Origin of the sequence: Kribbella sp. NBC_00482, from assembly GCF_036013725.1 — a bacterium.
Lineage (GTDB): Bacteria > Actinomycetota > Actinomycetes > Propionibacteriales > Kribbellaceae > Kribbella.
Map to the genome: position 1 here is coordinate 812,683 of NZ_CP107881.1, position 21,200 is coordinate 833,882.

A 21,200-nucleotide genomic window follows, 5' to 3' on the forward strand; every position below is an offset into this window, starting at 1 on the left:
TCCGTGCCGACTAGCTGGGCTGGTCTCCGGCGGGGTTGTACGCGCAGGCGTCGGCGAGGTTCTGGGTCGGGCCCGGCGGTGCCGTGGTGGTTGTGGTCGTGGGCTTGCGGGTGGTGCCGGGGGTGGTCGGCGTGGTGGGAGTCGGCGTCGGCGCGGGCGCTGACTCGAGGGCGTTCTCGACGGTGTCGCGGAGGGCCTGGTAGTCGGGGTGCAGGTACTTCAGGCGCAGCTTGTCGGAGTCGAGCGTGACGTTCGAGACCGTCCCCGACTTCACCTTGAGCGCCAGCTGCACCATCGCGGGCAGGAGCTCCTGCGGGATGTCGGTGCGCAGCAGGTGCTGGCCGGCGCGAGCGATTGCCTTGTACTTCGTGACCAGCGTCTGCGGATCCGCCGCGTCGACGATGCTCTTGATCACGCATCGCTGCCGGACCTGCCGCTGGTCGTCGTCGGCGCCGTACCGCCCGCGGGCGAACCACAGCGCGTGCCGCCCGTCGAGGTGCTGGTTCGGTCCCGGCTCGATCCACTCCTTCGGCGGGATGTGCGAGCTGCTGACGCCGCCCATCGCGACCCGCTCGTTCACGTTCACCCGGACCCCGCCGAGCGCGTCGACGATCTCCGGGAAGCTCTGCAGGTTGACCTGCAGGTAGTAGTCCAGCTTCAGGCCGATCGCCTCACCGACGGACTGTTTCACCACGTCCGCGCCCTCGTTGTCGGACGGTCCGAGGATGCCGGGATGCGCGTCCGGGACGTTCTGGTACATCGCGGTCAGCATCCACTCCAGCCGTCCGTCGAGGCTGAGCCCTTCCTTGCCGAAGCCGTCCGGGTAGTACTTGCGCAGCGGCGAGTCCGCCGGGAACGGCATGAAGGTCAGGTTCCGCGGCAGTGAGACCAGCGCCGTGTTCCCGGTCTTGGTGTCGATGCTCGCGACGATCACCGTGTCGGTGCGCACGCCCTCGCGGCTCGGCGCGTCGTCCCCGCCGAGCAGCAGCAGGTTGAGCCGCGGCTTGTCCTCCCACGGGTCCTTGACGTTGACCGTCGACGGCCGGGTCGCGCTCTTGCTCTCACCCTGTGCCTGGAACACGTCCTGCACCAGCGACCGCTGCGCCAGCACACTCTGTACGCCGATCGCCGCCGGCGCCGCGATCGCGAAACACAGCAGCCCGACGAACGTCGCGCCGAAGGCCCGCCCGCCGGCGCCACCCGTTGCCGGGCGCAACGACCGGTGCGAGGCCACGATCACCACGATCCAGCAGAATGCGACCGCGCCGATCACCACCGACGTCATCAGCAGCCGGCTCGGTACGACGGCGGCCGCGAGGACCTCGTCGCGCCGGGTGAGCCCGACGTACACCCCGAGCCCGACCAGCCCGAGGAACAGCGTGAGCACGAACGCACCGAGCCGCCGGCGCCCGCCGACGATCAGCCCGAGTCCTGGAATCAGTGCACCCAGCAGGGTGAACCCCAGCAACTTCGGCATCGACCGCGGCCGCCTCGCCGTCGCGCGTCCACTCCCCATCGGCACCCCTGTCGCCCCGTTGTCCCCTGATGCAAGTGTGCGTCAAGTACCCGCGCCCTTACCTCCTCAGACGTGTTACAGGGTCAATCGGTTGTCAAACGGTCAGATGAGCGCCGTTGAAACCTTCGAGCTCGACGAGCGTGCGGACCACGGCGGCGATCCGGTCCGGCGGGCTCCACTTGCTGGTGTCGGCGTTCGGCATCGCGGTGCGGTTCGCCGGGGTGTCGATGGTGCCGGGCAGGATGGTGTTCACCCGGATGCCGTCGCGCGCGTACTCCGCGTGCAGCGCGTCGGCGAACGCGATCACGCCGGCCTTCGCGGTGATGTACCCGGCCGCCCCGGAGAACGGGCGGAGCGCGGCGCCGCTCGACGTACAAACGACCGCTCCACCACCGCCCGCGAGCAGATGGGGCAGGACCCCTTGGGTGATCAGGTACGTCGGACGCAGGTTGAGCCGGAGTTGGTTCTCGAAGTCCTCGATCGGCGTCTCGTGCACCCGGGAACCGGACGCGAAACCGCCGACGAGGTTGACCAGGGCGGTGAGCGGCGCGTTCTCGTCCGAGGTCGCGAGCGCGACGACGTCCGCCGTACCGGCCGGGTCGAAGGGGTCGGCGACCACCGGGTTGAGCGCCGGATCGGCGCCGAGGCGGGCGAGGGACTCCTCGGACCGCCCGGGGACGACGACCCGCCAGCCGGCCCGCAGGAACTCGGCCGTCACCGCGACCCCGAGCGCGCCGGTGCCACCGGCAACCACCACCGTGTTCGTCATGTTCGGGAGCCTAATCGGATCATGGCGACTAGGTTGGTCGGTTGTGCGGATTCTGATGCTGGGTGGGAACGGGTTTGTCGGGCGCGCGGTCGTGGACGACGCGTTGGCACAGGGCTACGAGGTGGCGTCGTTCAGTCGCGGGAAGAGTGGTACGCCGCTCCCCGCCGGCGTGACGCAGCTGATCGGGGATCGGGAGGCGGGCGACTATTCGGCGCTGCGGACCGGCGAGTGGGACGCGGTCGTCGACACGAGCGGCTTCCGGACGCGGGACGTCGATCAGGCGATGGACGTACTCGGGGACCGCGTCGGACGGTACGTGTTCATCTCGAGCCACGCGGTCTACGTCCGGGACCTGCCGGCCGGGACCGACGAGACCGCGCCACGCCGCGAGCCGCTGCGCGATGCCGACGTACTCACGAACGACACGTACGGCCCCTGCAAGGTCGCGTGCGAGGACGACGTCGTCGAGCGGTACAGCGATCGCGCGACGCTCGTCCGCCCCGGTCGGGTCACGGGGCCCGGTGACTCGTCCGGTACGGCGCTCTACTGGATCCGGCGCGGTGCCCGTGGTGGACGGGTCGCGCTCCCGACCAAGCCCGAGGCGCCGCTCCAACTGGTGGACACCCGCGACGTCGCCGGCCTGATCACGCGACTCGTCGCGGACGACCGAGGCGGCGCCTACAACGCGATCGGCCCCGACTCCACCATCGCCGAACTGATCCGGACCGCGGCCGAACTGTCCGGCAGCACCGTCGACATCGTCCCCGTCCCGTTCGACGCCGTACCGCGCCGTTTCCCCCTCATGGACCCCGAGTCCGAGTGGGGCGAACGCCGCCGCAACCCAGCCAAGGCCCGCGCAGCCGGCATGCCCGTCACTCCCCTGCGCACAACGATCGAAGACGTTCTCCGCTGGGACAAGGACCGCGGCGAGCCCGACCTGGGCATCGGACTCACCCCCGACGCCGAAGCCGCCCTCCTCACCTCGCACAATTTGCCTGGCTGACCCACCAATTTGCCTGGCTGACCCACCAAATCGGAGGTTCTACACCGTGGTTCCGGGTGTAGAACCCCTCATTTCGCTGGTTGACCCAGCAAATGCAGGAAGGGGAAGGGTTACTCGGGTAGGGCGAGTGTGCGGCCGGCGTCTCGGGCGGCGTTGATGGAGCGGGTGAGGGTGTCTTTCAGGGCACTGGCCTCGTCGGTGAAGCCCTGCACGACGGACGTGTCGCCGACGGGTTCCGTGCGGGCGAGGAGCTCGATGTAGCGGTCGCCGTCGTCCAGCGCTGCCTCGGCGCGAAGAGCGGCGTCGGCGGAGCGGACCCGGTCGGCGTACCGGTCCAGCAGATCCACCTTGTGCTTGATCGCGTCCACCGAGAGCGCGAGGGCGCGACGCTGCGGTCCCAGTACGGCGTCGAGCTCGGCGGTCGCCATTCCGCGCGCGATGTCCTGCTGCCTGGCCCGCAGTACGGTCTGCTCGCGGAGCACCTGCGCGATGTCCCACAACTGCTCCGGCAGCACCAGCTCGTTCTGTACGTCGTCCAGCAGACCACGCCGGGTAACTGTTGCCTCAAGCACCGTTTTCACGGCCCGCTGTGCCCGTCTGAGCAACCGCGCGGCAGGATCGTCGAAGTCCTCCGGCAGCAGGTACTTCCCGTGTTGGATCCGGACCGACTTGTGCCCGCGGTCCTCGACCGCCGACTTCACCAGGATCCCGCCGGTCGCGAGCGCGGCGACTCCGGCGAGGGCGACCGCGCCCCACGCCGCCACCGCGGTCGGCAGCGTCGCCGCCATGATGATCAGCGCCAGGATCCACCCGCCGACGCAGACCGCGATCCACACCAGCAACGTCCCGAACGTGTTGCCCGGCGCGACCGACCACGAAGTCTGCCGCTTCGGCCGCGGCGCGTCCTGCGCCACGAACAACTCCGGCCGGTGCTCGTACAACCGCCGCACGCCAACAGGCACACCCGGCGCGAACACAGGCTCCATCGCCACCTCCGGAGAAGTCGTCAGCACTCAGCGTAGCCGGGCAGCGAGGCCGTCGAGGAAGACCCCGAGGCCGAATTCGAACAACTGGTCCAGGTCGTACTCGTACTCGAAGCCGTCGGCCAGCAACTCCTGAAACGCTGTCAGGTTCCCGGCCGCGATCATCGCCGCCAACTGGTCGCTCTGCCGCGTGACCCATTCGTCCGCGGTGACCCCGGTGTCCTGCTCGGCCTGCGCTTCGGACTCCATCACCAACGCGATCCCCCGCACGTACGCGAACAGGCTGATCGTCGTCGACAGCGCCGCGCTCTTGTCCAATCGAAACAGTTCGAACCCGCGCAACGCCTGCAGCACCGCGTCCGTGTGCGGCAGCAGCCGCGGCACCAGCTGCGGCCGGCTCAGACTGATCGCACTCGCCAGCCAAAGGTGCCGCCGGTACACCGCCCAGTGCACACGCGCGACCGCCGTCACCGCATCCCGCCAGTACGCCGGAATCTCCCCCAACGGAAACTCCCCGATCGCCGCGTCCACCATCTGCACGACCAGGGCGTCCTTGCCGCCGACGTACCGGTAGAGCGCCATCGTCGACACCCCGAGCTCGGCCGCGATCCGCCGCATCGACAACGCCGCCAGCCCCTCGGCGTCCGCGATCGCGATCCCCATCCGCACGACCTCGTCGCGATTGAGGTCCGGCACTCCATCAGGCGAAACCGCCGTACGCCGGGAACGCGGCGGCGGACCCACCACTGTCCCGACCCCGGGCGCGGGATGCACCAACTGGTCGGCCTGCAGCACTTGCAACGCCTTCGTCGCGGTCGCCATCGCCACCCCGAAGTCGCGGACCAGCGCCCGCGTCGACGGAACCCGGTCCCCCGGCAGCAACTCCCCGGCCTCGATCCGCCGCCGCAACTCGGCCGCGATCACCTGGTACGGCGCTCCCCTCACGTGCCCTCCCTCGACTAGTGCACGTACATCGTACGCGCACTATCTCAGATCGAGACCCGCTGCTGACACGTCAGTTAAGGTAAGGCTATCCTCAGCGCCATGCAGGAATCGGTGGGGCTGACAGGCGACGACCTGCGGCTCGGGTATCACGGCCGCCAGGTGGTCGACGGCGCCTCGCTGCACATCGAGGCCGCGAGCGTGACCGCGCTCGTCGGACCGAACGGCAGCGGGAAGTCGACGCTGTTGCGCGCCCTCGCCCGCCTGCACCACCCGGACGCCGGGAGCATCACCTTCCCCGGCGGCGGCAACGCGCTCGACCTTTCGGCGAAGGAGTTCGCCCGCAAGGTGACGTTGCTGTCGCAGTCCCGGCCGACGCCGAACGGCGTCAGCGTCCGCGACGTCGTGGGCTACGGGCGGCATCCGTACCGCAGCCGCTGGCGCAACGACGACGCGGACGGTCCGCGGGCGATCGAGCACGCCATGAGCGTCACCGGAGTTACGGCGATGGCCGAGCGCGGCGTCGACGAACTCTCCGGCGGCGAACTGCAGCGGGTCTGGCTCGCCACGTGTCTCGCGCAGAACACCGGCGTACTCCTGCTCGACGAACCGACCACGTTCCTCGACCTGCGCTACCAGATCGAGATCCTCGACCTGATGCGCGAACTCGCCGACGAGCACGGGGTCGCCGTCGGCGTCGTACTGCACGACCTGAACCAGGCCGCCGCGGTGGCGGACCGGATCGCGCTGCTCGATCAGGGGCGAGTACGCGCGACCGGAACGCCGGAAGAGGTACTCCAGGCCGACGCGCTCACCGAGACGTACGGCATCACCATCGAGGTCGGCACCGATCCGGCCACCGGGCTGGTCAGCACCCGCCCCATCGGCAAGCACCTGACCCGCGTCACAACTACCTGAGGTCATCCTGATGAGACGAACCGCCATCGCCCTGATCGCTGCTGCCCTGTTCGGCCTGACGGCCTGCGGCACGAGTGAACCCGCCGCGTCGGACGACGCCAGCCAAGCCGCCGCGCAGCCGGTGTCGCTGACCGACGCCCGGAACAAGAAGCTCGACCTGAAAGCGCCGGCCACCAAGGTGGTCGCACTGGAGTGGGGCGCGGCCGAGAACCTGGTGTCGCTCGGTGTGATGCCGGTCGGGGTCGCGGACACCAAGGGCTACACGAACTGGGTCACCGCGGCCAAGCTCGACCCGTCCGTGAAGGACGTCGGGACCCGCGGCGAGGCCAGCGTCGACGCGATCGTTGCCCTCAACCCCGATCTGGTGATCACCACCACCGACGAGGCGGCGAACACGATCGCGCAGATCGAGAAGGCCACGCCGGTACTCGTGATCCGCGGCGCGGACGCCGCGAACGCGATCCCGCAGATGAAGACCAACCTGGACCTGATCGGGCAGGCGGTCGGGAAGTCGGAGCAGGCCAAGCAGCTGAACGCCGACTTCGACAAGGCGGTTGCCGACGGCAAGCAGAAGATCGCGGACGCCGGCAAGGCGGGCACCGGCTTCACGATGGCGGACGGGTACAAGCAGGGCAGCACGATCTCGATCCGGATGTACACGACCGGCTCGCTGCTCGGCGCGGTCACCACCGAACTGGGTCTGAAGAACGGCTGGACCGGCGCCGGTGACAAGGATTACGGCCTCGCGCAGACCGACCTCGAGGGCCTGACCAAGCTGCCCGACGGCGCCTTCCTCTACATCGCGAACAAGAACGACGGCGGCGACGTGTTCGACGGCGACCTGGCCGGCAACGCGATCTGGAAGAACCTCCCGTTCGTGAAGTCGGGCCAGGTCCACCGCCTTCCGGACGGCATCTGGATGTTCGGCGGCCCGAAGTCCACCGAGCAGTTCATCGATGCCGCAGTCCAGGCAGTCACCTCTTGACCCAGGTGGCAACGCCGGCGCCGGAGGTCGAAAGCCTCCGGCAGCCGGTACGCAGGATCCGGGTCGCGGGCCTCTTCGTGCTCGCGTGCGTCGCCATCGTCGTACTTGCCGCCGTACATCTGACTCAGGGGACCTCATCGGTCGGCGCGAGCGACCTGGTGCGGCTGGTGTTCGGGCAAGGGACCGACAACGCGGCGAACGTGCTGGTGGCCTCGCGGCTGCCGCGGTTGCTGGCCGGGGTGCTCGTCGGTGTGGCGTTGGGTGTAGCGGGAGCCGGGCTGCAGTCGTTGGCCCGGAACCCGCTCGCCTCGCCGGACACGTTGGGGGTCAACGCCGGCGCCTACCTGGCAGTGGTCGTGGTGGCGGCGTTCGGGGTGTCGTTGCCGGTCCTGCCGGCTGGTGGGATCGCTTTCGTCGGCGGGCTCGCGGCCGCAGGCCTGGTACTGGCGTTGTCCGCCGGCGGCTCGACCGGGCCGACGCGGCTGATCCTGGCGGGATCGGCGGTCGCGATGGCGCTGGGCGGAGTGACGACGCTGATGCTGCTGCTCTTCCGCGAGGAGACCGTCGGCACCTTCGCCTGGGGCGCCGGCACCCTGGTCCAGACGGACCTGCACGCGGTCACCCAGATGGCCCCGGTCGTTGCCGTCGGCATCGTCGGAGCGTTCCTCCTGGCCGCGAACCTCGACGTCCTCACGCTCGGCGACGACACCGCCTCGGTCCTCGGCGTCAACGTACGCCGGACGCGCGTGCTCACCACCCTCGTCACCGTCCTGCTCTCCGCGGCAGCCGTCACGGTCGCGGGACCGGTCGGTTTCGTCGGCCTGGTCGCCCCGGTCCTGATCCGGCTGCTCGCCCCGCTCGTCCCCGGTGTGCTCCGGCACCGCGTCCTGCTCCCGCTCTCCGGTCTCGCCGGTGTTCTCGTCGTACTGGCGTCGGACGTCGTACTGCGCGCCGCGTTCGGCGGCCAAGCCGGCGTGGAGATCCCGACCGGCATCATGACGATGGTGGTCGGTGCGGTCGTCCTGATCTGGCTGGCCCGGAAGCATCGCGACTCCGGTCCGAGCCGCTCGCCCGCCGGCACCGGCAGCGGACTCCGCAGCCGCCGGACCTTCCTACTCGTGGCCGCGGGCCTGGTCGCTCTCCTGATCGCCGCCGTACTCACCGCGATGCTCACCGGCGACGCGTTCCTGCGCACCGGCGACCTCGTGAACTGGATCAACGGCCGCTCCGGACGGGCGATCACCTACGTTCTCGACCAGCGCTTCCCCCGCGTCGTCTCCGCCGTACTGTGCGGTGCCGCGCTCGCGATCGCCGGTACGACGGTGCAGGCCGTGTGCCGCAACCCGCTCGCGGAACCCGGCATCCTCGGGATCACCGGCGGCGCCGGCGTCGGCGCGATCGCCACCCTCATCCTGTTGCCGTCAGCAAGCATCTGGCTGCTGTCCGGGGTCGCCGCGGCGGCTGCGGTGATCACCTTCGGACTCGTGTACCTGATCTCCTGGCGCGGCGGGCTCAGCTCCGACCGGCTGGTGCTGATCGGCGTCGGCGTCTCGTCGGCCGCGACTGCGATCATCACGCTGCTGATCGTCGCCACCGACCCGTGGAACCTGAGTCTCGCGATGACCTGGCTCTCCGGCAGCACGTACGGCCGGACGCTCCCGCAGGTCGCCCCTGTCGCGCTAGCACTGCTAGTACTCACGCCGTTCATCGTGCACGTACGGCGTGAGCTCGATCTGCTCGCGCTGGACGACGACGTACCGCGCATCCTCGGCGTACGGCTCGAGCGGACCCGTTTGCTAGCACTGCTAGCGTCCGCGCTCCTGACGGCAGCAGCCGTGTCCGCGATCGGCGTGGTCGGCTTCGTCGGCCTCGTCGCTCCGCACGCCGCCCGCGCACTGGTCGGCGGTCGCCACGCCCGGATCCTCCCGGTCGCCGCGCTCCTCGGCGCGATCCTGGTCAGCCTCGCGGACAGCCTCGGCCGCACGGTCCTGGCCCCCGCCCAAATCCCAGCCGGCCTCCTGACCGCCCTCATCGGAGCGCCGTACTTCGTCTACCTACTCTGGCGAACACGGGTGCCCGTGCGCTGACCTCCATGTCAGGATGGGGCGCATGCTGCGCGAATTGCACCTCACCGGCAATCCGGATGCCGACAAGTTGCTCAACGACGACCCGTTCGCCTTGCTGGTCGGCATGCTCCTCGACCAGCAGTACCCGATGGAGCACGCCTTCTCGGGTCCGTTGAAGATCGCGAACCGGATGGACGGTTTCGACCTGCACAAGATCGCCGCGACCGACCTGGAGACGTTCGTCGAACTCTCCGTCACCCCGCCGGCGATCCACCGGTACGGCGGCTCGATGGCCCGCCGCGTGCACGCCCTCGCGCAGGAGATCATCGAGAAGTACGACGGTGAGACCGCGAACATCTGGCTCTCCGGCCGCCCGAAGCCGGACGGCGCCGAGGTGCTGAAGCGGTTACGGGCGCTGCCTGGATTCGGCGAGCAGAAGGCGAAGATCTTCCTGGCCCTGCTCGGCAAGCAGCGCGGCGTGGCCCCGAAGGGCTGGCGCGAAGCCGCGGGCAGCTACGGCGACCGAGGCTCCCGCCGCTCCATCGCCGACGTCACCGACGCCGCCTCCCTCGGCGAGGTCCGCTCCTTCAAGAAGGCCGCAAAGGCAGCCGCGAAGGCGTAATCGCCGCGACAGGTGCGTCCGGTCTGTTGCAGGCCGGGTGCGGGATGTCCCTTGTACTCACGCGATTCCCTGCGAAGTCCGCCGTACGGACCTATGGTTGCTACGGGCGATGGGAGGAGCGCGGATGGATATCCGGGATCTGGATCGCAGGGCCGGCGCGGTGCTCGGGGAAGTCGTGATGCAGGTACGGCCCGAGCACCTGTGGTTTCCCACCCCGTGCCCCGACTGGACGGTGCGGGGACTGATGCGCCATCTGGTCAGCCAGAACGAGGGCCTCGCCGCGGCCGCGCTGAACGGCTCCGCCTCCGTCCACGTCTGGACCGGCGGTCGCCTCGGCGACAACCCGGCCGGCGCCTACCGCCGCTCCAACGTGGGGGTCGCGGACGCGTTCGCCGACGGCGGCGCGCTGGACCGGCTGGTGGAGGTCCGCGAGTTCGGATCGTTCCCGCGCCGGATCGCGCTGACCTTCCACCAGCTCGACTGCGTCGTGCACGCCTGGGACCTGGCCCGCGCGATCGACGTCTCGTACAACCCGCCGCCGGACATGGTCGAGCTGGCACTCACCCTGGCCCGCCGGATCCCCGACACCGAGGCGAACCGCGGCTCCGGCTACGCGTTCGAACGCAGCGTGAAGGTCTCCGGCACGGCCCCCGACCTCGACCAGCTACTCGGCCTCCTCGGCCGCAACCCCGAGTGGGTGTCCCCGCTCGACTGAGTAGTCCGGCAGCTCGATCGCGTCCGGCTTCGCCACGGCAGACTTCGCCAGTACGCCGGCCAGCAGCCGGGACGTCATCACCCGCAGCACGAAGTCGCGGTAGGCGATCCCGATCCCGCTCATCGGCATCGCCATCTTGATCCCGCCGGGCGGCAACTCCATCCGCTGCTCGACGTACGCCTGCATCCGGGCCTGGTACGCGGGGAACGCACGGACGTGATCGCCCTGCGCAGCGGCCAGCTCGCCCGCCAGCACGTACGCGCCGACGAGTGAGAGCGCCGTACCGTGGCCGGCCATCGGTGAACCGCAGTACCCGGCGTCCCCGACCAGCGCGACCCGGCCGCGGGACCACTCCGGCACCTCGACCCGGCTGATGCTGTCGAGGTAGAAGTCGTCGGCCGCGTCCAACCCGTTCAGGATGTGCTTGGTGTGCCAGCCGAGACCCTCGAAGCTCGACCGCACCAGCTGCTTCTGCGCCTCGACATCACGCCGGTCGTAGGTGAGCACCGGCGACCGGAAGCTCAACAGCGCCTTCACGAACCGCGGATCGCGATCCGGCCGCAGACCGACCCAGCGTCCGCCTGGCGCGGTGTGGAGCTTCATCCAGTGCCCCAGATCTTCCGGCGCCTCGATCGTGAAGTACGACGTGTAGCCGCCGAGGTGGTGCACGAACTCCTCCTCCGGCCCGAACGCGAGCCGCCGTACCCGGGAGTGCACCCCGTCCGCGCCGATCACGAGATCGAACCGCCGACGCGTCCCACTCGCGAACGTCACGTCGACGCCGCTCGGATCCTGCGTCAGTTCGGCGACCGAGTCGCCGTACAGGTACTCCACCTCACTCGTCGCGTCGGCGAGGATCCCGGCGAGATCGCCGCGCAGGATCTCGATCTCCGCGACCGGCCCGGCCCCGTCGAACAGCTCCGCGGGCATCGCCGCGGCCTGCCGCCCGTCGGCCTTCACGTAGGCGAGCCCGCGTTCGTGCAGCTGCCGCTCGGCGACGGCCGGCATCAGCCCCATCCGCTCGGCGACCACCCGCGACACCCCGCGCAGGTCCACGGTCTGCCCACCCGGCCGCGGCGCGGACGCGATCTCGACCACGGTCGGCACGAACCCGAACCGCCGCAACCAGAACGCCAGCGCCGGCCCCGCAATCCCACCACCGGAAATCAGCACAGTCTTCATATCCCAGCTCCCATCCACTAGTGCGCGTACGCCGTACAGTGCACTAGGTGAAGGGGGTGACGCCAGCGCGCACTAGTGCACCGGGCGGGGTGCACTAGGTGGACCGCTATGCAGGCAGAACCCGTGCATTACGCTCTCCGACCCCTGATTCGAGGGGTTCTGCCTGCGCCCACGTCCACCTCAGAGCGCGAGAGCCAGCCGCGTCGCTTGCTCGATGGCTCGCTTCGCGTCGAGTTCGGCGGCCACGTCCGCTCCGCCGATCAGGTGGACGGGTCGGCCGGTGGCGCGGAGTGCCTCGGCGAGGTCGCGGACCGGTTCCTGGCCGGCGCAGACGACGACCGTGTCGACGGCCAGCACCCGCGCCTTCTCGCGTTTCGGGCCGAACGTGACATGCAGACCTTCGTCGTCGATGCGTTCGTAGTTCACGCCCCGCAGCTGCTCGACCTGCTTGTTCTTCAGCGCCGCCCGATGCACCCACCCGGTCGTCTTCCCGAGCCCGGCACCGATCTTCCCGGCCTTGCGCTGCAGCAGATACACCTTGCGCAGCGACGGTTCCGGCTGCGGTACGGCGAGCGCACCCGGGAGCTGCGTCGGATCGCCGACACCCCACTCCGCCTTCCATCCTGCGAGATCCGGCGACGTCGTGGTCAGGAACTCGCTGACATCCACCCCGATCCCGCCGGCCCCGATCACCGCGACCGTGTCCCCGACGGGTTGATGTTCGCGGACGACCTCGACGTACGAGAGCACCTTGGGGTGATCGATGCCGGGGATCGCTGGCACCCGCGGTACGACGCCGGTCGCGAGCACGATCTCGTCGAACCCGGCCAGGTCGTCGGCGCCGGCGCGGCGTCCGAGGTGCAGCTTGACGCCGGTCAGCTCGAGCCGCCGCCGGTAGTACCGGATCGTCTCGGCGAACTCCTCCTTGCCCGGGATCTGCTGGGCGATGCCGAACTGTCCGCCGATCTCTGCATCCGCCTCGAACAACTCGACGCGATGCCCGCGCTCGGCCGCAGTCACCGCCGCGGCCAGACCGGCCGGTCCGGCCCCGACGACAGCGATGCTCTTGGAACGCCGGGTCGGCAGCAACTGCAGTTCGGTCTCGCGGGCCGCCCGCGGATTGACCATGCAGCTCGCCTTCTTCTTCGCGAACACATGATCCAGACACGCCTGGTTGCAGGCGATACAGACGTTGATCTCGTCGGCCCGGTCAGTCGTTGCCTTGAGCACCCACTCCGGATCGGCCAGGAACGGGCGCGCCATACTGACCAGGTCGGCGTCGCCGCGGGCCAGGACCTCCTCGGCGACCTGCGGAAGGTTGATCCGGTTCGACGTGACGACCGGGATCTTCACGTGCGGCTTGAACGCCGCGGTCACGCTGGTGAACGCGGCGCGCGGCACGGACGTGACGATGGTCGGGACGCGCGCCTCGTGCCAGCCGATCCCGGTGTTGATGATGGACGCTCCGGCCGCCTCGATCTCCTTGCCCAGCGCAACCACGTCGTCCCAGGTCTGCCCGCCCTCGACCAGGTCGGCCATCGACAGCCGGTAGATGATCAGGAAGTCGTCGCCGACCCGTTCCCGGGTCCGCCGGACGATCTCCACCGCGAGCCGGCGCCGGTTCTCCGGGCTGCCGCCCCAGTGGTCGGTCCGCTTGTTCGTCCGCTCGGACAGGAACTGGTTGATGAAGTACCCCTCGGACCCCATGATCTCGACGCCGTCGTATCCGGCCTCGCGGGCGAGCGCCGCGCAGTCGACGTACGCCTCGATCTGCTTGCGGACGCCGCGGTCGGACAGGGCGCGCGGCTTGAAGGGGTTGATCGGCGCCTTCAGGGCGGAGGCGGAGACGCTGAACGGGTGGTACGAGTACCGGCCGGCGTGCAGGATCTGGAGCGCGATCCGGCTGCCCTCGGCGTGCACGGCATCGGTCAGGAGGCGATGCTTGCGGGCCTGTCGCCGGTTGACGAGGGTCGATCCGAACGGCGTCAGCCAGCCGGTGCGGTTCGGCGCGTAACCGCCGGTCACCATCAGGCCGACACCACCGCGAGCACGCTCGGCGAAGTACGCCGCCAGCTTGGGCAGATCGCTCAACCGGTCCTCGAGCCCGGTGTGCATCGACCCCATGATCACCCGGTTCGGCAACACGACATGGCCGAGATCGAGCGGCTCCAGCAGGTGTGGATAAGCAGTCATCGGTTGTCCTTCCGGAGGGCTTCGATCACTTCGTCACACCAGTTCACGAACGACTCTTCGGCGCGGACACCGCCGCGCAGTACGAGGTATTGGTGCAGCTCGCGGCCGCGCAGGCCGGACGGCTTCGGGAAGTCGCGTCGCTGGATCCCGCGGTACACCTCGAGTCGCGTCGCGTGCTCGGCCCGGTGCCGCTCAATCTCCTTCAGCACGAGCTCGACCGAGCCGAGCGAGGCACCGCGGAGCTTCACGCCCAGGCCGTCCCGCAGTACGGCGGGATCCTCCGGCTCGGCCAGCCACCGCGACAACTCCGCACGCCCGGCCGCCGCGACCCGGTAGACCTTCTTGTCCGGACGGCCGTCCTGGGCGATCTCGGTGTGCGTGACCCAGCCCGCCTCGTCCATCCGCCGCAGCACCCGGTAGATCTGCTGGTGCGTGGCCGGCCAGAAGTACCCGATCGACCGGTCGAACCGCCGGGCCAGTTCGTACCCGGACCCGGCCCGCTCGGTCAGCGAAACCAGAATCGCGTGCTCCAGCGCCATGCCCCGACCCTACATATGCAATCAGTTGCACTGCACCTGATTGCATCCCAGGTCACACCACTTGTCCGAACAAGCTTGCTGGAGTTTGAGAGAATGGTTGCAGACGCCAGCTATTGATCGGAGCATCATGAACCACCCGACCAAGACGACGTTGCCCGGTATCGGTGTGCGGTACGACCTGGTCACCGACGCGGGGAAGCATGTGTCGGTGGTGGTGCACAACGACGGCCGGCGGTTCCTCGGCTTCCACAACCCCGAGGACGACGACGAGTGCCAGGCCAGCGTGCCGTTAGGTCAGGGCGAGGCGGCCGCGCTCGCGCAGCTGCTGATCCCGGAGCAGCTCGACCCGGTCCGCGGCGAGATCGAGATCGACCTGGTCACCGAGCACATCCCGATCACCGCCAAGTCGCCGTACTCCGGCCGGACGCTCGGCGACACCCAGGCCCGCAGCCGCACCGGCGCGTCGATCGTCGCGGTACTGCGGCGTACCGGGGCGACGCCGTCGCCGACGCCGGACTTCCGGTTCGCGATCGGCGACACCCTGGTCGTGGTCGGCACCCGTGAGGGCGTCGACGCCGTGGCCGATCTGATCGCGGGGGGCTGAGCATGCACGAGAACATCACCGCCCTGCTGATCGAGCTGGGCGCGGTCATCCTTGCCCTGGGCATCCTCGGCCGGATCGCCGGCCGCCTCGGCTTCTCACCGATTCCCCTTTATTTGCTTGCCGGTCTGGCGTTCGGGCACGGCGGTTTCCTGCCGCTGGCCGCGAGCGAGGAGTTCGTCGCCACCGGCGCCGAGATCGGCGTGATCCTGCTGCTGTTGCTGCTCGGGCTCGAGTACACCGCCTCCGATCTCGTCAGCACGCTGAAGACGCAGTACATCTCCGGAGCAGTCGACTTCCTGCTCAACGCGTTGCCCGGCGCGGCCGTCGCGTTGCTGCTCGGCTGGGGTCCGGTCGCGGCGGTCGCACTGGCCGGCGTCACCTGGATCTCGTCGTCCGGCGTGATCGCGAAGGTCGTCGGCGATCTCGGCCGGCTGGGCAACCGGGAGACGCCGGTGATCCTCGGGATCCTGGTGCTCGAGGACCTGTCGATGGCGGTCTACCTGCCGATCCTCACCGCGCTGCTGGCCGGCGTCGGTCTGGCCGGCGGGAGCATGACCCTGCTCATCTCGCTCGGGACGGTGAGCGTGGTGCTGTTCATCGCGCTCCGGTACGGACGTGTCATCAGCCGGGCCGTTTCCTCGGACAACCCGGAGATGCTGCTGCTCGTCGTCCTCGGCCTCACGCTGCTCGTTGCGGGAATCGCGCAGCAGTTGCAGGTGTCGGCGGCGGTCGGCGCGTTCCTGGTCGGCATCGCGTTGTCCGGCGAGGTCGCCCACGGCGCCCGCAATCTGCTCAGCCCGCTGCGCGACCTGTTCGCCGCGGTCTTCTTCGTGTTCTTCGGGTTGAGCACCGATCCGGCGAAGATTCCGCCGGTGCTGGCGATCGCGTTCGGGCTGGCGATCCTCACCGCCTTCACGAAGATCCTCACCGGTTGGTACGCCGCTCGACGCGCCGGCATCTCGACCGCGGGTCGTTGGCGAGCGGGCGGGACGCTGGTCGCGCGCGGTGAGTTCTCGATCGTCATCGCCGGCCTCGCGGTCGGTGTCGAACCGAAGCTCGGTCCGCTGGCCACGGCGTACGTGCTGATCCTGGTCATCCTCGGCCCGGTCGCCGCCCGCTACACCGAGCCGCTGGCACGCCGCCTGACCCGCAAACCCACCAAACCGGCCGAAGCCCCAGCCGCCGAACGCCTCGACGACACCGCAAACACAGCCAGCTGACCGTCACCTCACTCGGTTTCCTGCGGCCGCCTGGTCGACGGTCTCGGCGATCCGGCGCTCCCGCGTCTCGGCACGCTTGGCGAGGGTGATCCATTCGAGGATCGTTCGGCGGGCCGACGGCGGGAAGGCCCGGAAGTTCTCGTCCGCCCGCGGGTCGGCCGCCAGCGCGGCCCGCAGGTCGGGCGGAACGATCAGGTTCTGCGCGTCGGCGAGCAGATCCCACGTCCCGGTGCTCCGGGCATGCGCCACGAGCTCCTCACCCGGCGGCATCATCAGCCCCGCCGCGGTCAGCCGCTCGACGCGCTCACGGTTCACCTTGCTCCAGGTGCTCCGCGGGTTCCGCGGCGTGAAGCACTGGTACGTCGTCTGCTCATCGCGGCGGATCGTCTTGCTGTCGATCCACCCGAAGCACAGCGCGTGCTCGACCGCGGCCGCGAGGTTCAGACCGGCCGCCTCACGATGCACAACAAGCCAAACAGACTTTTCGCTCCGGCCGTTGGCGGTCAGCCAGGCCCGCCACTCGTCGACATCCGCGCAGTTCAGGGCCTCGTCTTCGTTCATGAGACCAGCATGCGCCGGATAAGTGCTCATCCAGTGAGCAGTTTTTCTCCGCGTTCGTGGTCGAGGAGCGCCTGCTTGCGTTCGATGCCGCCGCCGTACCCGGTCAGGTTGCCGGTCGACCCGACCAGCCGGTGGCACGGCACGATGATGCTGACCGGGTTCTTCCCGTTCGCCAGCCCGACCGCGCGAGCGGAGCCCGGCTTCAGGCCGAGCGTCTCCGCGAGACCGCCGTACGTCGTGGTCGTGCCGTACGGGATGTCCTGCAGCGCGGCCCAGATCTCGCGCTGGAACGGTGTCCCGACGAGCCGCATCGGTACGTCGAAGGTCGTGCGGCCGTGGTGGAAGTACTCGTCCAACTGCTCGGCCACCGCGGGGAGCGCCGCGTCGTCGCGATCGCCGAAGGTCGCCTGCTCCGGGCGATAGCGCTGCCGGTCCATGTACAGGCAGGTCAACTCGCCCGCATCGGTCCCCACCAAGGTGAGGGGACCGAGCGGGCTGTCGACGACGGCGTACGTCACCGGGTGGACTCCCACTGCGCGCGGTCGATCCGGTAGAGCACGTGCCGCTGCAGCCGGTGGCCGTCCGCGATGCGCGGGTGGTCGAAGTCACCGGGCTCGTCGTGCACCATGCCGATCCGCTGCATCACGCGCTGCGACGGCAGGTTCGGGGTCGCGGTGAACGACACGATCTCGTCCAGCCCGCCCGGCCCGAACCCGTGGGCGAGCGCCGCCCGCGCCGCCTCGGTCGCGTAGCCGTTGCCCCAGGCACCCTTCGCGAGCCGCCAGCCGATCTCGACCCCCGGCAGGAAATGCGCCTCGAAGCTCGGCACCGACAGCCCGGTGAACCCGATGAACTCACCGGTGTCCCGGACCTCCACAGCCCACAGCCCCCAGCCCCGCTCGTCGATCATCGGAATGCTCCGGTCGATCAGCCCGTCGCTCTGCTCCCGCGTCTGCGGAGCCGGGAAGTGCTCCATCACGGCCGGATCCGCATTCAGCGCGGCGAACGGCTCCCGGTCGGAGTCGCGCCAGTTCCGCAGCAGCAGCCGGTCGGTGGTCAATTCGGTCATTCGTCACTCCGTGGGGATCTGGTTGATCGCATGGTCGCCGGTGGCCCACAGGTACTGCACGGCGTACGCACGCCAAGGCCGCCACGCACGGGCGTGGTCGGTCAGGAGTTTGGGGGCCTCGGGCAAGCCTAGGTCACGAGCGGCGTACCGGATGCCCAGATCGCTGGCCACGAAGGCGTCCGGGTCGCCGAGCGCGCGCATCGCGATCGACTCCACCGTCCAGGGCCCGATCCCGGGCAGCTCGGCCAGTTGCTCGCGCGCACGATCCCAGTCGGCGCCGGCGCCGAGGTCGATCTCCCCGCGCGCGAGCGTCGCGATCAGCGTGGTGAGCGTCGTACGGCGGGACTTCGGGAACGCCAGCGTCTCCGGGTCGAGCTCCGCGAGCGCCTGCATCGTCGGGAACAGATGCGTGAGTCCGCCGGCCGCGTCCTCGATCGGCTCGCCGTGCTGCAGCACCAGGCGATGCGCGTGCGTCCGAGCCGCCGCCGTCGACACCTGCTGGCCGAGCACCGCGCGTACGGCGAACTCCTCGCCGTCGACCGTGTGCGGCACCCGGCGGCCGGGCGCCTTCACGATCAGCGGCGCGAGCACCGGATCGGTGCTGAGCAGGTCGTCGACCGCTACCGGGTCCGCGTCGAGGTCGAGCATCCGGCGGCAACGGCTGATCGCGATCGCGAGATCGCGCTGATCGGTCAGCGAGAGCTGGCAGGCGATGTGGTCCGGCATCGGCCGCAGCGCGACGACACCGTGGCCGTGCGGGAGCCGCAGTGTGCGGCGGTAGTGGCCGTCGCGCCACTCCTCGACACCCGGTACGCCGGTCGCGATCAAGTGACCGAACAAGTTGTCGGGCGTCAACGGGGCGCGGAACGGCAGCCGGAGCGAGATCGTGCCGGGCGCGGTGGACGTCGTACCCCGGCGGGCTCGGCGGCGCAGCTCTGTCGGCGCGAGCGCGAAGACCTCCTGCACGGTTTCGTTGAAGGTCCGCACGCTCGAGAAGCCGGCGGCGAACGCCACGTCCGCCATCTGCAGCTCACTCGTCTCGATCAGCAGCCGCGCGGTCTGTGCACGTTGCGCCCGGGCCAGCGCGAGCGGCCCGGCGCCGAGCTCGGCCTGGAGCTGGCGTTGCACCTGGCGGACGCTGTAGCCGAGCCTCGCTGCCAGCCCTGGTACGCCGTCGCGGTCGACAGTGCCGTCCGCGATCAGGCGCATCGCTCGCGCGACCAGGTCGGCGCGGTCGTTCCACTCGGGTGAGCCCGGGCTCGCATCGGGACGGCACCGCTTGCAGGCGCGGAACCCAGCCTGCTGGGCGGCTGCGGCGCTCGGGTAGAACCGCATGTTCTCGACCTTCGGCGGCACCACCGGACAGCTCGGCCGGCAGTAGATCTTGGTGGTCAGCACCGCCGTGAAGAACCACCCGTCGAACCGCGCGTCCTTGGACTGCACCGCCCGGATGCATCGCTCCCTGCACTCGTACACGTCTTCCAGCATCCCTGCCGCCACCGACAGTTCCTAGCGGTTTTGCGACATGGCGGTATGACGGTCGCGACTTTGCGACGCGAGGATCCGGTGGCCGATTCTCGCCAGCTTCGCCGTCGTCGCGCCGCTGAACTTGAAGGCATGAACGAACTACTTGGCAAGAAGGCACTGGTCACCGGCGGCAGCCGCGGCATCGGCGCGGCGACCGCCGTCGCGCTGGCGGAGCGTGGTGCGGACGTCGCGATCACGTACCACTCGTCCGCGGACGCAGCGGCTTCGGTGGTGAAGGAGATCGAGGCGCTCGGGCGGCGCGGGTTCGCCTATGCGGTCGACTCGGGTGACGCGGTGGCGGTCGGTGACGGCGTACGGCGGGCCGCGGAAGCCCTTGGCGGGTTGGACATCCTGGTCAACAACGCCGGCGTCGGCGCGATCGCCCCGATCGGCGACCTCTCGCTGGACGACGTCGAGCGGGTCATCGCGGTCAACGTTCGCGGGGCCTATGCGGCCGCGCAGGCCGCCGTACCGCAACTGTCCGACGGCGGCCGGATGATCCACCTCGGCAGCTGCGTGACCGGGCGGGTCCCCGGACCCGGGATGACGCTGTACGCGATGAGCAAGTCCGCGATGACCGGCCTGAGCACGGGCCTCGCCCGCGAACTCGGATCGCGCGGCATCACGTCCAACGTCGTCCACCCCGGCCCGATCGACACCGACATGAACCCGGCCGACGGCCCGTTCGCCGCCGCCCAACTGGCCGACCTGGCCCTCCCCCGCTTCGGCACCGCCACGGAGGTAGCAGCCGCCATCACCTACCTGGCAGGCCCAACCGCCACCTACATCACCGGCACCGCCCTAACCATCGACGGCGGCCACACCGCCTGAGTGTGCAGTCCCGACAGGAGGTGTCTGGCCGCAACTAGTGCACCTGAGCGTGATCTCATCCGCGCGTACACCGTCCCACAGGTGCACTACCTGTCGAGCTGCACACAGGGACCGTCGGTGGGTCGGGTTAGCGTCGCGGGTATGAGGTTTTCGGTGACGGTTGGGGCGGTGGGGGTGGGGCGGGATCCGCGGGGGTTGGCGGAGCTCGCTCGTGTGGTGGAGGGGGCCGGGTGGGACGGGTTGTTCCTGGAGGACTATCTGGTTTATCAGGGGGACGTGTCGGAGCCGACGTACGATCCGTGGGTTTGTCTGGCGGCGATGGCGATGAGTACCGAGCGGATCCGGATCGGGACCACCGTCACGCCGTTGCCTCGGCGGCGGCCGTGGAAGGTGGCGGCGGAGGCGGTGGCGTTGGATCATCTGTCCGGCGGGCGGATGATCCTCGGCGTCGGGATCGGGGACCCGGGTGATCCGTTCCTGGAGAGCAACAGTCCGCGGGTGCTCGCGGAGATGCTCGACGAAGGACTCACGGTCATCGACGAGTTGTGGACCGGGCAGCCGGTGAGCTTCAGCGGGAAGCACTACACGCTGGACGACGCGCAACTGACGGCGCGACCAGTGCAGGAGCCGCGGATCCCGATCTGGGTAGGAGGCAACTTTCTCGTGCCGGCCGTACGGCGGCGAATCCTCCGCTGGGACGGCTCCTGCGCGTACAAAGGCAGCACCGATGCACCCCAGCGCATCACGCCGGACGACGTCCGCGCACTACGAGCCGACAGCGGCCGGGATCTCGACGTGAAGGTGAGCGGCGGGGACCCGGCCGCGTTCGCGGAAGCTGGCGCGACGTGGTGGGGCCGATGGATCCCGCCACTGCCCGTCGCGGACACGCGAGCCGTCATCGAGCAAGGACCCCCGACGATCTGAACCGTTGACAGCACGAACGGCCTCAGGAGAG

21 protein-coding genes are annotated in these 21,200 nt (G+C 69.7%); 10 read left to right on the forward strand and 11 right to left on the reverse strand.

Annotated elements, in window-relative coordinates:
* Nucleotides 1-10: 10 nt before the first annotated feature.
* Both OHB24_RS04125 and OHB24_RS04130 read right to left on the reverse strand, forming a co-directional pair.
* Nucleotides 11-1,477: an LCP family protein gene (locus OHB24_RS04125; RefSeq protein ID WP_327637595.1), complete on the reverse strand. Its 1,467-nt coding sequence runs from the start codon at nucleotides 1,475-1,477 to the stop codon at nucleotides 11-13.
* Between the two features lie 133 nt (nucleotides 1,478-1,610).
* On the reverse strand, nucleotides 1,611-2,285 hold the full coding sequence (locus tag OHB24_RS04130; protein ID WP_327637596.1) for an SDR family NAD(P)-dependent oxidoreductase: 675 nt from the start codon (nucleotides 2,283-2,285) through the stop codon (nucleotides 1,611-1,613).
* A 43-nt stretch (nucleotides 2,286-2,328) separates the two neighbouring features.
* Between OHB24_RS04130 and OHB24_RS04135 the strand changes: the two genes are divergently transcribed.
* The gene (locus OHB24_RS04135; protein WP_327637597.1) at nucleotides 2,329-3,288 is read left to right on the forward strand and encodes an NAD-dependent epimerase/dehydratase family protein; all 960 of its coding nucleotides are present in this window, start codon (nucleotides 2,329-2,331) and stop codon (nucleotides 3,286-3,288) included.
* A 110-nt stretch (nucleotides 3,289-3,398) separates the two neighbouring features.
* On the opposite strand, the gene OHB24_RS04140 is transcribed toward OHB24_RS04135, so the two are convergent.
* Both OHB24_RS04140 and OHB24_RS04145 read right to left on the reverse strand, forming a co-directional pair.
* Entirely contained in the window at nucleotides 3,399-4,274 is an 876-nt protein-coding gene (locus tag OHB24_RS04140; protein WP_327637598.1) for a hypothetical protein, read from the reverse strand.
* A 27-nt stretch (nucleotides 4,275-4,301) separates the two neighbouring features.
* Nucleotides 4,302-5,216, reverse strand: coding sequence for a GntR family transcriptional regulator (locus tag OHB24_RS04145; RefSeq protein ID WP_327637599.1), 915 nt, complete (start codon nucleotides 5,214-5,216; stop codon nucleotides 4,302-4,304).
* Between the two features lie 99 nt (nucleotides 5,217-5,315).
* On the opposite strand from OHB24_RS04145, the gene OHB24_RS04150 reads away from it, so the two are divergent.
* The 5 genes from OHB24_RS04150 to OHB24_RS04170 all read left to right on the forward strand — a co-directional run bounded on the left by OHB24_RS04150 (nucleotide 5,316) and on the right by OHB24_RS04170 (nucleotide 10,519).
* Nucleotides 5,316-6,131 (forward strand): ABC transporter ATP-binding protein, encoded by an 816-nt coding sequence (locus tag OHB24_RS04150; protein ID WP_327637600.1) that lies wholly within the window; start codon nucleotides 5,316-5,318, stop codon nucleotides 6,129-6,131.
* 10 nt (nucleotides 6,132-6,141) lie between these two features.
* Complete coding sequence (locus OHB24_RS04155) at nucleotides 6,142-7,116, forward strand: iron-siderophore ABC transporter substrate-binding protein (RefSeq protein ID WP_327637601.1); 975 nt, start codon at nucleotides 6,142-6,144, stop codon at nucleotides 7,114-7,116.
* 5 nt (nucleotides 7,117-7,121) lie between these two features.
* Nucleotides 7,122-9,203 (forward strand): iron ABC transporter permease, encoded by a 2,082-nt coding sequence (locus tag OHB24_RS04160; RefSeq protein ID WP_327641013.1) that lies wholly within the window; start codon nucleotides 7,122-7,124, stop codon nucleotides 9,201-9,203.
* A gap of 22 nt (nucleotides 9,204-9,225) precedes the next feature.
* Entirely contained in the window at nucleotides 9,226-9,804 is a 579-nt protein-coding gene (locus tag OHB24_RS04165; RefSeq protein WP_327637602.1) for an HhH-GPD-type base excision DNA repair protein, read from the forward strand.
* A 124-nt stretch (nucleotides 9,805-9,928) separates the two neighbouring features.
* Nucleotides 9,929-10,519, forward strand: coding sequence for a TIGR03086 family metal-binding protein (locus OHB24_RS04170; protein ID WP_327637603.1), 591 nt, complete (start codon nucleotides 9,929-9,931; stop codon nucleotides 10,517-10,519).
* On the opposite strand, the gene OHB24_RS04175 is transcribed toward OHB24_RS04170, so the two are convergent.
* The 3 genes from OHB24_RS04175 to OHB24_RS04185 form a co-directional block, all read right to left on the reverse strand.
* A complete protein-coding gene (locus OHB24_RS04175; RefSeq protein ID WP_327637604.1) occupies nucleotides 10,469-11,701 on the reverse strand; it encodes an FAD-dependent monooxygenase in 1,233 nt (410 codons plus the stop codon). The genes OHB24_RS04170 and OHB24_RS04175 overlap by 51 nt on opposite strands.
* A 180-nt stretch (nucleotides 11,702-11,881) precedes the next feature.
* Nucleotides 11,882-13,894, reverse strand: coding sequence for an NADPH-dependent 2,4-dienoyl-CoA reductase (locus OHB24_RS04180; RefSeq protein ID WP_327637605.1), 2,013 nt, complete (start codon nucleotides 13,892-13,894; stop codon nucleotides 11,882-11,884).
* On the reverse strand, nucleotides 13,891-14,433 hold the full coding sequence (locus tag OHB24_RS04185; RefSeq protein ID WP_327637606.1) for a PadR family transcriptional regulator: 543 nt from the start codon (nucleotides 14,431-14,433) through the stop codon (nucleotides 13,891-13,893). The genes OHB24_RS04180 and OHB24_RS04185 overlap by 4 nt, the downstream gene beginning before the upstream one ends.
* 127 nt (nucleotides 14,434-14,560) lie before the next feature.
* On the opposite strand from OHB24_RS04185, the gene OHB24_RS04190 reads away from it, so the two are divergent.
* Nucleotides 14,561-15,037, forward strand: coding sequence for a cation:proton antiporter regulatory subunit (locus OHB24_RS04190; protein ID WP_327637607.1), 477 nt, complete (start codon nucleotides 14,561-14,563; stop codon nucleotides 15,035-15,037).
* Between the two features lie 2 nt (nucleotides 15,038-15,039).
* Nucleotides 15,040-16,257: a cation:proton antiporter gene (locus OHB24_RS04195; protein ID WP_327637608.1), complete on the forward strand. Its 1,218-nt coding sequence runs from the start codon at nucleotides 15,040-15,042 to the stop codon at nucleotides 16,255-16,257.
* A gap of 3 nt (nucleotides 16,258-16,260) precedes the next feature.
* Here the strand turns inward: OHB24_RS04195 and OHB24_RS04200 are convergent, their stop codons facing one another.
* The 4 genes from OHB24_RS04200 to OHB24_RS04215 are packed head-to-tail and all read right to left on the reverse strand — an operon-like array spanning nucleotide 16,261 to nucleotide 19,387.
* Complete coding sequence (locus OHB24_RS04200) at nucleotides 16,261-16,818, reverse strand: YdeI/OmpD-associated family protein (RefSeq protein ID WP_327637609.1); 558 nt, start codon at nucleotides 16,816-16,818, stop codon at nucleotides 16,261-16,263.
* A gap of 26 nt (nucleotides 16,819-16,844) precedes the next feature.
* Nucleotides 16,845-17,336 carry a methylated-DNA--[protein]-cysteine S-methyltransferase gene (locus tag OHB24_RS04205; RefSeq protein ID WP_327637610.1) on the reverse strand — a complete coding sequence of 164 codons (492 nt, stop codon included), beginning with the start codon at nucleotides 17,334-17,336 and terminating at the stop codon, nucleotides 16,845-16,847.
* Nucleotides 17,333-17,887, reverse strand: coding sequence for a GNAT family N-acetyltransferase (locus OHB24_RS04210; RefSeq protein ID WP_327637611.1), 555 nt, complete (start codon nucleotides 17,885-17,887; stop codon nucleotides 17,333-17,335). The genes OHB24_RS04205 and OHB24_RS04210 overlap by 4 nt, the downstream gene beginning before the upstream one ends.
* A gap of 3 nt (nucleotides 17,888-17,890) precedes the next feature.
* Complete coding sequence (locus tag OHB24_RS04215) at nucleotides 17,891-19,387, reverse strand: AlkA N-terminal domain-containing protein (RefSeq protein ID WP_327637612.1); 1,497 nt, start codon at nucleotides 19,385-19,387, stop codon at nucleotides 17,891-17,893.
* Between the two features lie 117 nt (nucleotides 19,388-19,504).
* Between OHB24_RS04215 and OHB24_RS04220 the strand changes: the two genes are divergently transcribed.
* Together OHB24_RS04220 and OHB24_RS04225 are read left to right on the forward strand one after the other, a co-directional pair.
* Nucleotides 19,505-20,245 (forward strand): SDR family NAD(P)-dependent oxidoreductase, encoded by a 741-nt coding sequence (locus OHB24_RS04220; protein WP_327637613.1) that lies wholly within the window; start codon nucleotides 19,505-19,507, stop codon nucleotides 20,243-20,245.
* A gap of 141 nt (nucleotides 20,246-20,386) precedes the next feature.
* Entirely contained in the window at nucleotides 20,387-21,169 is a 783-nt protein-coding gene (locus OHB24_RS04225) for an LLM class flavin-dependent oxidoreductase (RefSeq protein WP_327637614.1), read from the forward strand.
* Nucleotides 21,170-21,200: the final 31 nt, after the last annotated feature.